Origin of the sequence: Streptomyces sp. NPDC050534 (assembly GCF_044457745.1) — a bacterium.
In the GTDB taxonomy this organism is placed as follows: domain Bacteria; phylum Actinomycetota; class Actinomycetes; order Streptomycetales; family Streptomycetaceae; genus Streptomyces.
In genome coordinates this window covers 220,471-235,487 of sequence record NZ_JBITHF010000005.1, presented here as the reverse complement: position 1 = coordinate 235,487, position 15,017 = coordinate 220,471, and the positions used below count along the sequence as shown (strand labels likewise).

Sequence of the window (15,017 nt, the reverse complement as noted above, 5' to 3'; positions counted from 1 at the left end):
CCAACGATGTAAAAACCTCCCCTGAACGACGTGCACGCCGAGTTGACCGCAAGAGCCAGCCTCCCCGAGAGCGCTCTCACCTCCCGGGGCCCGCGCCGTTTGGGGACACCCATGAAGCCCACCGCACTTGTCCGTCGCACCTCCGCACGAACCCTCCTCGCCGCCGGCCTCGTGACGAGCCTCGCGCTCGCGACCGGATGCACCAAGTCCGAGGACGACTCGGGCAAGAAGACCTCCGCCTCGAAGCAGGACGACGCCGGTCAGGTGGTCGCCTCGCCCGGCACCGGCTCGGGGCCGACCTGCACCATCGACGCCTACGGCGGCCAGAAACTCGACCTCAAGGGCGCCACCGTCGGCTTCTCCCAGTCCGAGAAGGAGGCCAACCCCTTCCGGATCGCCGAGACCGCCTCCATCAAGGCCGAGGCCAAGAAGCGGGGCGTGAAGCTGCTCACCGCCAACGCCCAGTCGCAGTTCTCCAAGCAGATCAGCGACGTCCAGGACCTCATCGCCAAGGGCGCGAACCTGCTGGTCATCGCACCGCTCAACTCCGACGGCTGGGAACCGGTGCTGCGCACCGCGGCCGCCAAGCACATCCCGATCGTGACCATCGACCGGAAGATCAACGCCACCGCCTGCAAGGACTACGTGAGCTTCATCGGCTCCGACTTCGTCGAACAGGGCAAGCGGGCCGCCGACTCGATGATCGAGGCGACCGGCGGCAAGGGCGAGATCGCCATCCTGCTCGGCGCGGCCGGCAACAACGTGACCACCGAGCGCACCAAGGGCTTCGAGGACCGCATCAAGGAGAAGGCCCCCGGCCTGAAGATCGTGTTCAGGCAGACCGGCGAATTCGCCCGCGAGAAGGGCCAGTCGGTCACCGAGAACCTCATCCAGTCCAAGCCCGGCATCACCGGCATCTACGCCGAGAACGACGAGATGGGCCTCGGCGCCGTCAACGCCCTGAAGGGCGCGGGCAAGAAGCCCGGCGACGTCAAGATCGTGACCATCGACGGCACCCGCAACGCCGTACAGGGCATCGTCGACGGCTGGATCTACGGCGTGATCGAGTCCAACCCGCGCTTCGGGCCGCTCGCCTTCCAGACCCTCGACACCTTCACCAAGGGCCAGAAGGTGGGCCAGGACATCGTTATCAAGGACAGCTCCTACGCCAAGAGCAACGCCCAGTCGGACCTCGCCAAGGCCTACTGACGTGCTCTCGGTCAGCCACCTGTCCAAGACCTTCCCCGGCGTGCGCGCGCTGTCCGACGTGGACTTCACCGCGCGCCCCGGGGAGGTGCACGCACTCGTCGGCGAGAACGGCGCGGGCAAGTCGACGCTCATCAAGCTGCTCACCGGTGTCTACCGGCCCGACGCCGGCGAGGTGACGTACGACGGCGAACCGGTCCGCTTCAGCACCCCCCTGCAGGCCCAGCAGGCGGGCATCTCCACCATCTACCAGGAGGTCAACCTCGTCCCGCTGATGAGCGTGGCCCGCAACCTCTTCCTGGGCCGCGAACCCCTCGGCCGGTTCGGCCTGATCGACTTCCGGCGCTTGCACCGGGAGGCAGACGAGGCCCTGCGCGGACTCGGCATCCGGGTCGACGTGCGCCGGCCGCTGCGCGAACTCGGCGTCGGCGCCCAGCAGATGGTCGCCCTGGCCCGCGCCGTCGCCGTCGACGCCCGCGTCGTCATCATGGACGAGCCGACCTCCTCCCTCGAACCCCGGGAGGTGCAGACCCTGTTCGGGGTGATCCGCATGCTGCGCGAGCGCGGCGTCGCGGTCATCTACGTCAGCCACCGCATGGACGAGCTCTACGAGATCTGCGACACCGTCACCGTCCTGCGCGACGGCCGCCTGGTGCACACCGGACCGCTCGCCGGCCTCGACCGGCTCAAGCTGGTGGCCATGATGCTCGGCCGCGAGATCGGCGAGGTGCGCGCGGAGGGCATGACCAAGTTATCCGGCTCCCACGACACCGCCGCCGAACCGGTGCTGCGCGCCGAGGGACTGACGGCTAGTCACCGGCTGCGGGACGTCTCCCTGTCAATCCGCCCCGGCGAAGTCGTGGGCCTGGGCGGGCTGCTGGGCTCCGGCCGCAGCGAGACCGCGAAGGCCATCGCCGGGGCGCTGCCCACCGACGCCGGCCGGGTCACCGTCGCCGGCGTCCCGGTGCGGGCGGGCTCGACCGCCGCCGCCATCCGCGCCGGCATCAGCCTGCTGCCGGAGGACCGCAAGGCCGAGGGCATCGTGCCCGGGCTGTCGGTGCGCGAGAACATCGCGCTCGCCGCGCTGCCCGGGCTGTCCCGCTTCGGCCTCGTCGACGACTCCCGCATCGACAAGATCGTGGAGACGTTCATGAAGCGGCTGCGCATCAAGGCCGCCGGACCGCACCAGAAGGTCGGCGAACTCTCCGGCGGCAACCAGCAGAAGGTGCTCCTGGCCCGCTGGCTCGCCCTGCACCCCAAGGTGCTGCTCCTGGACGAGCCGACCCGCGGCATCGACGTCGGCGCCAAGGCCGAGGTGCAGGCACTCATCGACGAACTCGCCGACGGCGGCCTCGCCGTGCTGCTGATCTCCTCCGACACCGAGGAGCTGATCGAGGGCAGCGACCGCGTGGTGGTCCTCAAGGACGGCGTCGTCGTCCGAGAGCTGACCGGCGACGCCGTCACCGAGGACGCGCTGATGCGCGCCATCGCGGCCGTACCCGCTGGAGGCAAGGATGGCTGAACTCACCCTCGCACGCGGCGCGTTGGACCGCGACCGGCTGCTGCGCCTGCTCCAGGACTACGGCGTCTACGCCGGCGTACTGGTGCTCCTGCTGTTCAACTTCGCCTTCACTCCGCACTTCGTCTCCGCGGCCAACTTCCGCACCCAGGCCGTCCAGGTCGCCCCGGTCCTGATCGTCGCCCTCGGCATGGCACTGGCGATCGGCACCGAGGGCGTCGACCTGTCCGTGGGCTCGGTGATGGCCCTGTCCACCTCCCTGCTCTCCCTCTACCTCGGCTACGGCCCCTGGATCGCCACCCTCACCGCGGTGATCGGCGGCATCGTCGTCGGCGTCGCCAACGGCGCACTCATCGCCTTCGTCGGCGTCCAGCCCATCGTCGCCACCCTCGCGCTGATGGTCGCCGGACGCGGACTGGCCCTCGTCCTGCTGCCCCAGCTCAAGGACGTACGCGACCCCGGCCTCGCCTCACTCGGCTCCGGCGACGTCCTCGGCGTGCCCTACCTGGTCCTCATCGCCGCCGCACTGGCGCTGCTGGTCGCGTTCGTCGTGCGCCGCACCACCTTCGGACGGCAGGTCCTGGCCATCGGCGACAGCCGCCCGGCCGCCCGCCTCGCCGGCCTCCCCGTCCGCCGAGTCCTGGTCGTCGTCTACGTCTGCTCCGGCGCCCTCGCCGCGATCGCCGGCGTCCTCGCCACCGCCCGCCTCACCGCGAGCGACCCCACCTCCCTCGGCACCCTGATGGAACTGTCCGCGATCACCGCCGTGGTCGTCGGCGGCACCCCGCTCAGCGGCGGCCGGGTACGCATCGGCGGCACCGTCGCGGGCGCCGTCCTCATCCAGCTACTGACCACCACGCTCATCAAGCATGATCTGCCGCCGTCGTGGACCCAGATCGCCCAGGCCGTGGTGATCGTCCTCGCCGTCTACGCGGCCCGGGAACGAGGCAGGAGATGACCACGCACACCGAAGAGGCCGGCACGCCGGCCGACACCGTGAGCGCCAAGGACGACGACCCCGGGCGCATGAACCGCTCCGAACGGCTGAGCGCGCTCGCCCAGCAGCACGGCGCCCTGGTCACCCTCGTGATCGCCATGGCCGTGGCGTCGCTGACCTTCGACACCTTCCTGACCGGCGACAACCTCGAGAACATGGCGCTGTCCTCGGCGTTCCTCGCGGTGGTCGCCCTCGGCATGACGTTCGTGATCATCACCGGCGGCATCGACCTGTCCGTCGGCTCCCTGTTCGCGCTCGGCGGCGTGCTCGCGGCCTGGGGCTCGCAGTACGGCACCGTGGTGGCGCTGCTGCTGCCCCTGGCCGTGTGCGGACTGATCGGCCTGGTCAACGGGCTGCTCATCGCACGCGTCCGGCTGGCACCGTTCATCGTCACCCTCGCCGCGATGCTGGGCGCCCGGGGCATCCTGCTGGCGATCACCGACGAGGGCTCGAAGACGTATCTCGTCGACAAGGACTCCTTCTTCGCCACCCTCGGACAGGGCTCCCTGCTCGGCATCGGCGTGCCCGTGTGGATCACCGTGGCGCTGTTCGTGCTCGGCGCCGTCGTGCTGCGCCGGACCCGGTTCGGGCAGTACGTGTACGCCGTCGGCGGCAACGAGGACGCGGGAGCCCTGATGGGCGCGCCCGTGGCCCGTACGAAGATCTCCGTCTACACCCTGTCGGGCGTGTGCGCCGGACTCGCCGGCGCCCTCAACGCGGCCTGGCTGGTGTCCGGCGTGACCATCCTCGGCTCCGGCATGGAGCTGGAGGCCATCTCGGCCGTGGTCATCGGCGGCACCCTGCTCAGCGGCGGCTTCGGCTTCATCAGCGGCTCGCTCGTCGGCGTGATGCTGCTGAAGGTCATCCAGAACGTGATCAACCAGATCGGCTCGCTCGACTCCGCCTATCAACAGGTGGTCAGCGGTGCCTTTCTGGCCGTGGTGGTCGTCGCCCAGACATGGCTGGGCCGGAGACGGAGAGTCCTTTGAAACCTTCCTCGTCAAGATCCCGTCGTAGAACGGCTGTTGCCGCGGCCGGTGCCGTGGTGGGGCTGTGCCTGGTCAGTCCAGGTGTCGCGACGGCGGGAGCCGCGCACCAGCGGGCCCACCCCGCCACGGTGAGCGTGCAGGACGCCCGATTCGAAGTCCTGTCACCGACGTTGATCCGCACTGAGTACGCAGGGGACGGCCACTTCGAGGACCGGCCCACCTTCAACGCGATCGGCCGGGACTCCTTCACCCCGCCCCCCTACACCTCGTCCGTGAGCGACGGCGTCCTGACCATCACCACCAGCGCCATGACCCTGCGCTACCGGGTCGGCTCCGGCCCCTTCGACGCCGGCAACCTGACCACGTCCTTCAAGGCGGGCCAGGCCCCGGTGCTGGCGGCGCCCTGGCGGCACGACGTCTGCGCCGTGGGCGCCCTGTGCGAGGCCGAGGACCAGCAGTACGACGGTCCCGGCCTCGCCTCGGACCACAGCGGGTTCACCGGGAAGGGGTTCCTCGCCGGCTTCGAGGTCGACAACAACTCCCTTGCCGCAGACGTGAGTTCACCGGCGTCCGGCACCTACGACCTCGCCGTGCGCTACGCCGACGCCGTCGGCAGCGACGGCCACCACGAGGCCCGCACGCTCAGCCTCAGCGTGGACGGCGGCGCCGACAGGACGTTCATGCTGCCCGCGACGTCGGACTGGAACACCTGGGGAGTGGCCCGCCTGCCGCTGACGCTCGGCGCCGGCCCCCACACCGTCCGGCTGCACCGCACCGCCGCCGACTCCGGCAGCGTCAACATCGACAGCCTCGCTCTCCTCACCTCCGGAGCCGACTACCCCTCCCGGGCGCAGAGCGCGGTCGACGGCTGCCGCTTCGGCACCGGTTGCGAGGCCGAGGACGCCCTTCTGGCGGGCTCCGCGACCATCGCCACCGACCACAAGAACCACGCCGGGTACGGATTCACCGCCGAGCTCAACCAGGGCTCCCGTATCACCGACCGCATCACGGGCGTCCCCGAGGCCGGCACATACGTACTGAACCTGCGCTACGCCAACGGGACGGGCAGCGACGGCCTGCACCAGCCCCGCACGATGGAGGTCGCCACCGGCGGCGGCGCCTCCCACACCCTCACGCTCCCGGCCACCGACAACTGGGACACCTGGCAATCGGCCTCCGTCCCGGTCGAGTTGAAGGGTGGAACCGACGAAGTCACCCTGAACTGCCCGGAGTCCACCAGCTGCCACGTCAACGTGGACACCCTCGCCCTGAGCCGGCAGGGCGAGACGGCCCCCGCACCCCACCTCGCCCTGGGCGGCTACCGGCGCAGCCTGGACGGCCTCAACGGCGACAACGACCCCACCCCCTGGACCACACCCGGCCTCCTGCACCGCGACGGCTGGTACCTGCTCGACGACACCCCGTCCGCGATCTACGACGCCGCCACGAAGAAGGCGTCCCCACGCCCCACCCATGACGGCCGCCCCTACCAGGACGGATACCTCTTCGGCTTCGGACACGACTACCAGCAGGGCCTGTCGGACCTCGCGACCCTTACCGGCCCGTCCCAGCTGCTGCCCCGCTGGGCCTACGGCGTCTGGTACTCCGAATACATCGACCGCACCGCGAGCGACTACGAGAACACCATCCTGCCCGCGTTCCGCGCCGCGGACGTACCCCTGGACGTGCTGGTCACGGACACCGACTTCAAGTCGCCCAACACCTGGAGCGGCTGGAACTTCGACCCCGCCAAGTTTCCCGATCCCAAGGGCTTCTTCGACTGGTCCACCGGACAGGGGCTGCACAACACCCTGAACGTGCACCCGAGCATCCTCGGCTCCGACCCGCAGTTCGCCAAGGCCCAGAGCACGGCCAAGGGCAAGCTGCGCAAGGGCGGTTGCGCGGGCAGCGCGGGCTCGGACTGCTACACCTTCGACTTCGGCGACCCCGACCAGCTCAAGGCCTACCTCGACCTGCACCGTCCGATGGACGCGGCGGGCAACGACTTCTGGTGGCTTGACTGGTGCTGCGACGCCTCCCGCTCCTCCCAGGCCGGCGTCACCCCGGACGCCTGGATCAACCAGAAGTACGCCGACCTGACCTCTGAGACCAGCGACCGCGGCTTCGTCCTGTCCCGTGCCTACGGCTCCCTCCAGGCCGGCGGCTACAGCGGCGGCGTCGGCCTGCCCACCGGCCCCTGGGCGGACAAGCGCAGCACCCTCCACTTCTCCGGCGACACGACCTCGAACTGGGGCACCCTGCACGCCGAAATCGGCTACACACCAGGGGAGTCCGCCGCCACCGGCCTCTCCAACGTCAGCCACGACATCGGCGGCCACAACGACGGATACGGCATCCCCGGGTCGGAGACGTACACGTCCGACGGCCAGACCCACCGCACCACCAAGCTGCCCGACGACCTGTACGCCCGCTGGGTGCAGTTCGGCACCTTCCAGCCCATCGACCGCCTGCACAGCAACCACAGCGACCGACTGCCGTGGCAGTACGGCGCCGATGCGCAGAAGTCCGCCGAGAAGTTCCTCCGCCTGCGCGAGTCCCTCGTGCCCTACACGTACACCCTGGCGCAGCAGGCCAACACCACCGGAACCCCGATCGTCCGCCCGCTGTACCTCCAGTATCCGGAGGAGGAGACCGCCTACACCAAGGCGGACAGCGAGTACCTGTACGGCCCCGACATGCTGGTCGCCCCGGTCACCAAACCCGGCACGAGCGCCACCACTTCGGTGTGGTTCCCGCCGGGCCAATGGACCGACTACTTCACCGGCCGCACCTACAACGCGCCTGCGGGCGGCGCCAGTTACGACATCACCACGACACTGGACACCATGCCGGTGTTCGTGCGAGCGGGCGGCATCGTCACGACCCGGTCGGGCGATATGCCGAACGACGCGCAGAGCCCGCTCGGCAAGGCCGACGTCACCGTGGCCGCGGGAGCGTCCGGCGCCTTCTCCCTCTACGAGGACGACGGCACCAGTTCCTCCGGGCGTACGGCCACCACCCGCATCCGCTACACCGAACACAAGGACACGCACCTGCTGAGGATCGCACCCACGAAGGGAACCTTCCGGGGCCAGGCGAGCCACCGCACCTGGACGGTCTCGTTCCTCGGAGTGGAGCACGCGCCGAAGCAAGTCACCACGGACGGCGCGAAGTTGACCGCATCGGCGTGGCACTGGGACGCCGAGGCCCATGTCCTGCGGATCACGACGCCCTCGCACAGCATCCGCAGTGCGGTGAGCATCGGATACCGGTAACAGGCTGGGGGAGCGGCGAAGGGGGCCTGCGCATCGGCGAACGCGCAGGCCCCCTGCGGCTACTTTGTGCAGATGACCGACATTCTGCCGCCGGGCGGTGCCGTGCTGGACGCGGGCGAACTGGAAGCCCGGTGGGCGGACGCCTGGCGGCCGGAGCAGGTGGCGGAGCGGTTGGCCGGTGTCCGTACTCCGTGGTGCGTGGCGGCAGGCTGGGCGCTGGACCTGTTCCGTGGGGCGCAGACCCGGCCGCACGGTGACCTGGAGATCGCAGTACCCGCGGCGGACTTCGCGGAAGTACGGGATCGCTTTCCGGAGTACGTATGGGACGCGGTCGGTTCGGGACGGGTCTGGGCGGCGGCAGGGCCCGATGCCCTGACGGCCACACATCAGACCTGGCTCCGGGATCCGGCAACCGGCCACTTCCTGTTCGACGTCTTCCGCGAACCGCACGAGGCCGGGACGTGGATCTGCCGACGTGACGAGGGCTTGCGCCTGCCGTACGAGACGATCGTCGAGCGCACGCTGAGCGAAATCCCCTACCTGGTACCGGAGTTGGTGCTGCTGTTCAAGGCGAAGGCGCAGCGTCCCAAGGACGAGACGGACTTCGAGGGGGTACTGCCGCTGCTGGACCGGGCGCGGCGGAACCGACTGATCCGGTGGCTGGAGCGGGTGCATCCCGGGCATCCGTGGCTGGCGGAACTGTCGTCGTAGCCGGCGCGTGCGGACTGCGCGCACCGTGCTCGTGAGCGGACGGTCGGCCTCACCTGCTGATCTCGGCCATGGTCAGATCTGCGAGTCGTGTCGCCGTGTCGAAGTGGGGGGTGAGGCGGGTCTTGGTCATGGCGAAGGAGACGCCGGTGGCGGTGTCGGCGTAGACGTAGCTGCCGCCACCACCGATCCAGCCGAACGTGGTCGGTGCTTCGTCCGGCCGGGCCCCGATACGTCCGAGTGGATAGCCCAGACCCAGCCGGACAGGGTTGCCGAAGACCTGGTCGGTGCCCTCGAAGGCCACCTCCGTCAACTCTTCGATTTGCTGTGGGTCGATGAGCCGGCCGTCGAGGAGCGCGGCGTTCATGGCGGCGATTCCCCGCGCCGTGAAGGTGCCGACGGACGGGATGTCCGCCTGCAGGATCTCGGGGTCGTTGCCCATCGCCGCGGTCGGCTGCTGTTCCCAGGGCGCGAGAACGGCGTCACCGTCGGGTGGGACGACCGGGCGCGGTACGGCATCTTCGAGTCGTGCCAGCCTGGCCAGGTCGGTTCGGGGCACGCCGAAGTACAGGTCGCCCTCGAGGCCCAGGGGTACGGCGACCCACTCGTGCAGGAGCTGCCGCATCGGTTTGCCTGTGGCCCGGCGTGCGAGTTCGCCGACGAGGAAACCGAAGGTGAACGAGTGGTACCCCGTCTCGGTGCCAGGTCGCCACCGCGGTTCGGCGTCCGCGATCGCGGCGCAGACCCGCGTCCAGTCAGCCAGGTCGGCAGGGCCGACGTCACGAGGCATGGCCGGCACCCCGACCGAGTGTGTGAGCACGTGCCGGAGAGTCGCGGTCGCCTTGCCGTGGGCACCGAACTCGGGCCACACGTCGACCACTGGTGCGTCGTATCCGACGGCACCGGTCCCCACGAGCAGATGGGCGATCAACGACGTCATGACCTTGCCGGCGGAGAAGCTGAAGAACGGGGTCTCCGGGGTTACCCGGCGCCCGGTCCGGCCGTCGGCGACTCCGGCGACAGCGTCGACAACAGGAGCACCCTGGTGGAAAACGGCGACCTGCAAGCCGGTCTCTGCTTCGGTCTCGGCTCCCGTGCCGACGAGGTCGTCGAGGACGCTCTGGACCTGCTGCTGCAGCGAAGGCATCACCCTCACCGGCTCGGCCAGGCGTAGCGGGTCTGGCTGGCCGTGGGCAGCTTGCCGAAGGCGAATCCGACAGTCGGCGCGACCCGATACAGCCTGACGTCGCCGGCGACGACGGCCTCGCCCAACCCGTACCAGACACCGTCGGGGCTGGTCAGATGCGGGCCGTACTTCCGCTCGAAGTCCGCGACGGCGCGTTCACGCTCGGAGCGCTCACCCACCATGGACGCGACACCCTCGATGATGACGTCCACACCGGTCAGGGCGTTCGTGCCGGTCGTCAGCACGCAGCGGGGATTGCGCTCAAGATTGCGCGCCTTGCGCTCCTGATCACCTGTGGTGAAGCACATGCCACCCAGACTCCAGGCCGCCAGCAACGGCGTCACGTGCGGTCGCCCGTCCGGCCGTACCGTGGAGAGCCAGAACACCTCCGCCTCACCCAGGACCGCCAGCGCCGACGCCCACGGCGTCGCTCGCGCGCCTGGCGACGAGTATGGCCCCAGCTCAACGTCCGGCTCACCGTCCGACATGGCATCTCCCTAGGTCAATATGGTGACCTGAACGAGCCGGGAAACTCATCGGTCTGCGTTCCTCGCGTCGTCATCCCGTCCAGGAAGGACCCTGGAGTCTCCCGCAAGGGGAGACGAGAAGGTGGGCTCATGGACGGCGACACGCTTTACTCGATCGGTGAACTGGCCCGACGCACCGGGCTGACGGTCAAGGCGATCCGGTTCTACTCCGACCGCGGCATCGTGACACCGGCCGGTCGCACCTCCGCCGGCTACCGCCGCTACGGCCCGGACGCGATCGCTCGTCTGGCCCTCGTGCGGACGCTGCGCGAGCTCGGCCTCGGCCTCGGCACGATCCGACGTGTCACGGACCGGGAAGTCACGCTCGGCGAAGTCGCCGCGGAACACGCCGCCGCCCTGGACGTGCAGATCAGCAACCTGCGTCTGCGGCGAGCGGTGCTGATGACGGCGGCGGCCACACGCGAGCCCACCGTTGAGGAGATGGAACGCATGCATCAACTGGCCACCCTGTCCGAAGACCAGAGGCGCCGATTGGTCGACGACTTCCTCGACGTCGTCTTCGACAACCGCCACGGCCGGGAACACGTGGCGGCCCATGCGGCTGTACGGCGTTCCCTGACCCCCGAGCTCCCCGGCAGCCCCTCCGAGGAACAGGTCGCCGCATGGGTGGAACTGGCGGAGCTGTCCCTGGACGCGGGCTTCCGCGCCGGTGTGCGCAGCCTGGTGGACGACCATACGGCCGACCTTCCCGACGCCCCCGCCACACCGCCCCGCCCGGACGTCGTCGCCGTCACCCGTGAACTCGTCGCCGCCGCCGTGACATCCGGCATCGGTCCCGACTCTTCGCAGGCCGATCCCGTCGTCGAACGGCTCACCGCCGCATGCGCGCGGGCCGTCGGACGCCCCGACGACCCCACGCTGCACGCCTGGCTGCTGCACCGCCTGGAAACCGCCAACGACCCACGCAGAGACCGGTACTTCGACCTTCTGGCCGTGATCAACGGCTGGCCGCCGCCGGAACCCCTGGCCCCGATGATCGACTGGTCCGTGCAAGCCCTGAGGATCCGAACGGCCCGCTGACGCGACACCCGGTGTTGTCCACCGCCGAAGGGGCGGCCCGGTGACGCCCGGAGCCCTCAGTGCTCCAGGCGCACCGGCATCAGCAGCGAGAACGTCTCCTCGTCGTCGGGCCTGCGGATCGCGACGGGCGCCGTCGGGACACCGAACTCGAGGATCAGCTGATCCCGCCCTCCGGCGGCCAGGGCGTCCAGCAGGAAGTCGCGGTTGACGGCGACCTGGTCCGGGTCGTCCTCACCGTCGTCACAGACGACCACGGTACGGTCGTCCACCACCTTCAGCACGCTGAGATCGCAGGACGCCCCGTCCTGAGCGCGCGGCTCGCTCACGCGGACGGGACCCCCCTCCACCGCCTTCCGGAAGTCCGACGTCTCGACGAGGGCGCGGCGCCCGGCCGGCAACTGGACGAGGCGACGGTAATCCGGGAAGTCGTGGTCAAGACGCCGGCCCGACGCCTGTCCGTCTCCCGTCTCCAGCGTCACGCGATCACCGTCCACAGCGAGCCGTACGGATTCCTCGCCGTCCAGCAATGCCCGCATCGCGCCGACGAGCGGAGCAGGCACAATGACCTGCACAGCGGGTCCGTCGGGCCCGCCGACACCCGCGTACGCGACGGCCATCCGGTACCGGTCGGTGGCCACGACCCGAAGTGCCTCCCCCTCGACGTCGAACAGGACGCCGCCCAGCATCGGCAGCTCCGGATCGGCACTGACCGCGAAGCGGACCGCGTCCAAGGCGGCGGCCAACTCTGAGGCCGAGATGGACAGTTCGGTGCTGATGGTTCGATTGACGGCCAAGGTGTTCTCCCTGCGTGCGAGTAGTTCCCGGAGCGTGGAGAACTCGCTGCGTGCGTCGGACAGTTCCCGTTCGAGACGGCGTAGGTGCGCCTGCAGCAGCTCACTCACCAGGTCCTTGTCCGCGCTGGACCAGCCGGCCAGGACGAGCCGAATGTCCGCCAGCGGCATGCCGGCCCGGCGCAACCGGGCCAGCAACCGCGCCTCGCCGAGCTGGGCGGGGCTGTACCAGCGATAACCGCTCACCGGGTCCACCCTCGCCGGCACCAGCACACCGGTACGGTCGTAGAACCGCAGGGTGCTCACACCCAGCCCGCTGTCCCGGCTCATCTCACCAATGCTGCGCATCTCGCTCTCCACACCGGGAACTCTGGGCCCTGCACAAGGTCGAGGGTCAAGCGACGGGTGATGGGTGACGGGCGACCGGCGACGGACGACGCCGGTCAGGACTCGTAGGTCTCGAACCAGTGGGTGTCGAAGTACCGGGCGGTCGAGTACGGGTGTCCCCGCTCGGTCAGCATGCGGAACACGAACTCGGCGGCCGAACCCTCGAACCGGTGCCAGGAATCGGGGAGGTCGTCGCAGGAGAGGACGGGCCAGGTGTCCGGGTCGCGGTCACTTGTGAGCCAGTAGAACTGTCCCTCCTGTTCGGACGAACCCCACTGCAGGAGCCCGCCCGCAGCCGGGTGCACGTCGTACGGCCGCCACACGGCCGTACCCTGGCTCGCGGCGAAGCCGGCCAGATACTCGGCATGGTCGACGAAGTCCATGCCACGGACGCGGGCTTGGGGAACGTACAGACTGAGGAAACCATCGAAGGCACCCTCGCCGAACACCTCCGCCAGCCGCTTGTAGTCGCTGGGCAGGGCCGTGCCGAGACGCTCCTCGACAGCCGCCCAGTCGATCGTCCGTGTCCGTCCGCCGCCGTCCCACCCGGTCACGGCGACGACCCGCTCCACCCACGACGCGTCGGCCGGGAGCCCCTCGACCACCGGCCTGGGCCGCTCGGCGACCACCACCACACGCCGTACGCCCTCACCGGCGTCCACGGTCCCGGCCCCGATCCACCAACTCCGGTGCGCCCAGGCGCGCATGTCCACGACGTGCTTGCCGAAGGGACCGAGGAGAGGCAACCCCGTCGTCGCGTCCACGGTCGGATCGGCGTAACCGCCCATGGCGAGGTTGCGGGCGGACCCGTACCGGCTGCTGATCGCTTCGACGACACCGGCCAGGGAAACCTCCTCGGAGACGGTGAGACACACATGCCCCGGCCGGTGCCCGGCCACGCCACACTCCAGGGGGCGCCGCTCAAGACCGCCGACCAACATCGTTACGGCGTCAAGGAGTTCACCCTGTCTCATGAGCTTCCGCCCCTCCCCGCGCAGGCATACGTGTCGATCCTCGCCACTCGCGAAGCACCGGCCGTGCAACTGTTCGGGACCGGCAGGAGTCTAGCGATCGAAACGATGGACCCCTGGATGACACCGTCCGTTCGCCCCCGTTCCAACAGAGGTTCTCCCCATGCCGATGCCCCCGAACGACCGTCGCGCCTTCCGTGCCGCTGTTGCCATGCTCGGCGCCGCCGGCCTGATCGCGCTGGCCGCAGCTCCCGCCGCCTATGCCGATGACCCCGCACCCGAATTGGTCGTCGGGGGCATCGAGCCGATCGGCGGGGTGAAACCGGGGAGCACCTTCGATCTGCCGGTCACCGTGGCGAGCAAGGGCACCGCAGTCGCCGAGAAGGTGTGGGTCACCTACTCCGTCACCCGGGGACTCGGCTTCGCGGAGGTTCCCTCCAACTGCTGGACACAGCAGGTCCGTCCCTACGACGAGATGCCCGAGAGGTGGACCGTGGCGTGCGGGTTCGACCAGGCGGTGGAGCCGGGCGTCGTCTACACGCCCGAGACGCCCCTCCGTGTCAATGCTCTGGACCGCGCGTTCCACGACGAACTGCGCCTACGCGTCGGGGCCGACGAGCCGGGGGTGGACGACAACGGCACTCCGCCGGTGGCGGGAACCGCTCCGGCGGTGAAACTGGTCGAAACACAGCACGGGGGCATGGGGGCCGCCCAAGTCGTCGATGTGCCCGTCACCTCCGTCAACACGGCCGACTACCAGGTGACGGGTGCCGCGTTGAAGGGGAGCATCGGTGAAACGGTGCCGATGAAGGTGGAGTTCACCAACGCCGGGCCCGCCTGGGTCATGACCAAGGTGGGGGTCCCGTCCGTAAGGGTCATGATCATGCCGCCCGCCGGAACGTCGGTCGTCAAGACCCCCGGGTTCTGCAAGGCCAAGGGGAAGGCGTACGACTGCGGGACGAGTGAGCGGGCTCTCTACGAAGGCGGCCGAGAGACCTACAACTTCAAACTGAAGATCGACAAGCGGGTGGCGCACGCCAAGGGCTCGGTGGCGCTGAGCACCGAGGCGCGGCCGTTCGACCCCGACAAGACCAACGACAAGGCCGCCATCACGCTGGACGTCACGGGTGGGGATCCGACAGGCTCGACGGGCAGCTCGACCAACGGCGCGGGCAGCTCGGGCAGCTCGGGCAGCTCGACCAGTGGCTCGGGCGGATCCGCCGGCGGGCCGTCGTCGACCGGAGGCGACGCGACGACGACGACGAACGGCGGCACCCTGGCAGACACCGGGTCCTCGGCGCTGCCGATCACGGGCGTGGCTGCCGCGGCGGTGGTCACGGGCACGGGCCTGTTCGTCATCGTGCGCCGCCGCCGAGCCCAGAGGCTCACGAACCAATGGTGAAGATGGGCCACATCCCCG

At 69.7% G+C, this 15,017-nt stretch carries 12 protein-coding genes; 8 read left to right on the top strand and 4 right to left on the bottom strand.

Annotated elements, in window-relative coordinates:
- Positions 1-111: 111 nt before the first annotated feature.
- The 6 genes from ACIBN2_RS18345 (at position 112) to ACIBN2_RS18320 (ending at position 8,697) form a co-directional block, all read left to right on the top strand.
- Complete coding sequence (locus tag ACIBN2_RS18345; RefSeq protein WP_399135491.1) at positions 112-1,209, top strand: ABC transporter substrate-binding protein; 1,098 nt, start codon at positions 112-114, stop codon at positions 1,207-1,209.
- A gap of 1 nt (position 1,210) precedes the next feature.
- Positions 1,211-2,728, top strand: a complete 1,518-nt coding sequence (locus tag ACIBN2_RS18340; RefSeq protein ID WP_399135490.1) for a sugar ABC transporter ATP-binding protein — start codon at positions 1,211-1,213, stop codon at positions 2,726-2,728.
- Positions 2,721-3,683 carry an ABC transporter permease gene (locus ACIBN2_RS18335; protein ID WP_399135489.1) on the top strand — a complete coding sequence of 321 codons (963 nt, stop codon included), beginning with the start codon at positions 2,721-2,723 and terminating at the stop codon, positions 3,681-3,683. The genes ACIBN2_RS18340 and ACIBN2_RS18335 overlap by 8 nt, the downstream gene beginning before the upstream one ends.
- Positions 3,680-4,711, top strand: coding sequence for an ABC transporter permease (locus ACIBN2_RS18330; protein ID WP_399135488.1), 1,032 nt, complete (start codon positions 3,680-3,682; stop codon positions 4,709-4,711). The genes ACIBN2_RS18335 and ACIBN2_RS18330 overlap by 4 nt, the downstream gene beginning before the upstream one ends.
- Positions 4,681-7,986 carry a TIM-barrel domain-containing protein gene (locus ACIBN2_RS18325; protein ID WP_399135487.1) on the top strand — a complete coding sequence of 1,102 codons (3,306 nt, stop codon included), beginning with the start codon at positions 4,681-4,683 and terminating at the stop codon, positions 7,984-7,986. The genes ACIBN2_RS18330 and ACIBN2_RS18325 overlap by 31 nt, the downstream gene beginning before the upstream one ends.
- Before the next feature lie 72 nt (positions 7,987-8,058).
- Positions 8,059-8,697, top strand: coding sequence for a nucleotidyltransferase domain-containing protein (locus tag ACIBN2_RS18320; RefSeq protein ID WP_399135486.1), 639 nt, complete (start codon positions 8,059-8,061; stop codon positions 8,695-8,697).
- 49 nt (positions 8,698-8,746) lie between these two features.
- Here the strand turns inward: ACIBN2_RS18320 and ACIBN2_RS18315 are convergent, their stop codons facing one another.
- Together ACIBN2_RS18315 and ACIBN2_RS18310 are read right to left on the bottom strand one after the other, a co-directional pair.
- Positions 8,747-9,841, bottom strand: coding sequence for a serine hydrolase domain-containing protein (locus ACIBN2_RS18315; protein WP_399135485.1), 1,095 nt, complete (start codon positions 9,839-9,841; stop codon positions 8,747-8,749).
- A gap of 5 nt (positions 9,842-9,846) precedes the next feature.
- On the bottom strand, positions 9,847-10,368 hold the full coding sequence (locus ACIBN2_RS18310; protein WP_399135484.1) for a pyridoxamine 5'-phosphate oxidase family protein: 522 nt from the start codon (positions 10,366-10,368) through the stop codon (positions 9,847-9,849).
- A 129-nt stretch (positions 10,369-10,497) separates the two neighbouring features.
- On the opposite strand from ACIBN2_RS18310, the gene ACIBN2_RS18305 reads away from it, so the two are divergent.
- Positions 10,498-11,448, top strand: a complete 951-nt coding sequence (locus tag ACIBN2_RS18305; RefSeq protein ID WP_399135483.1) for a MerR family transcriptional regulator — start codon at positions 10,498-10,500, stop codon at positions 11,446-11,448.
- 56 nt (positions 11,449-11,504) lie between these two features.
- Here ACIBN2_RS18305 and ACIBN2_RS18300 read toward each other — a convergent pair whose 3' ends face one another.
- Together ACIBN2_RS18300 and ACIBN2_RS18295 are read right to left on the bottom strand one after the other, a co-directional pair.
- Entirely contained in the window at positions 11,505-12,587 is a 1,083-nt protein-coding gene (locus ACIBN2_RS18300) for a MerR family transcriptional regulator (RefSeq protein WP_399135482.1), read from the bottom strand.
- A 95-nt stretch (positions 12,588-12,682) separates the two neighbouring features.
- Positions 12,683-13,525 carry a hypothetical protein gene (locus ACIBN2_RS18295; RefSeq protein ID WP_399135481.1) on the bottom strand — a complete coding sequence of 281 codons (843 nt, stop codon included), beginning with the start codon at positions 13,523-13,525 and terminating at the stop codon, positions 12,683-12,685.
- A gap of 235 nt (positions 13,526-13,760) precedes the next feature.
- Here ACIBN2_RS18295 and ACIBN2_RS18290 point away from each other — a divergent pair, with 235 nt between their 5' ends.
- The gene (locus ACIBN2_RS18290; protein WP_399135480.1) at positions 13,761-14,999 is read left to right on the top strand and encodes a hypothetical protein; all 1,239 of its coding nucleotides are present in this window, start codon (positions 13,761-13,763) and stop codon (positions 14,997-14,999) included.
- The last annotated feature ends 18 nt before the right edge of the window (positions 15,000-15,017 follow it).

Coding starts and splice junctions, on each gene's coding strand:
- ACIBN2_RS18315 (WP_399135485.1), bottom strand. CDS start 9,841: ATGCCTTCGCTGCAGCAGCAGGTCCAGAGCGTCCTCGACGACCTCGTC.
- ACIBN2_RS18300 (WP_399135482.1), bottom strand. CDS start 12,587: ATGCGCAGCATTGGTGAGATGAGCCGGGACAGCGGGCTGGGTGTGAGC.
- ACIBN2_RS18325 (WP_399135487.1), top strand. CDS start 4,681: ATGGCTGGGCCGGAGACGGAGAGTCCTTTGAAACCTTCCTCGTCAAGA.
- ACIBN2_RS18330 (WP_399135488.1), top strand. CDS start 3,680: ATGACCACGCACACCGAAGAGGCCGGCACGCCGGCCGACACCGTGAGC.
- ACIBN2_RS18320 (WP_399135486.1), top strand. CDS start 8,059: ATGACCGACATTCTGCCGCCGGGCGGTGCCGTGCTGGACGCGGGCGAA.
- ACIBN2_RS18310 (WP_399135484.1), bottom strand. CDS start 10,368: ATGTCGGACGGTGAGCCGGACGTTGAGCTGGGGCCATACTCGTCGCCA.
- ACIBN2_RS18290 (WP_399135480.1), top strand. CDS start 13,761: ATGCCGATGCCCCCGAACGACCGTCGCGCCTTCCGTGCCGCTGTTGCC.
- ACIBN2_RS18335 (WP_399135489.1), top strand. CDS start 2,721: ATGGCTGAACTCACCCTCGCACGCGGCGCGTTGGACCGCGACCGGCTG.
- ACIBN2_RS18345 (WP_399135491.1), top strand. CDS start 112: ATGAAGCCCACCGCACTTGTCCGTCGCACCTCCGCACGAACCCTCCTC.
- ACIBN2_RS18305 (WP_399135483.1), top strand. CDS start 10,498: ATGGACGGCGACACGCTTTACTCGATCGGTGAACTGGCCCGACGCACC.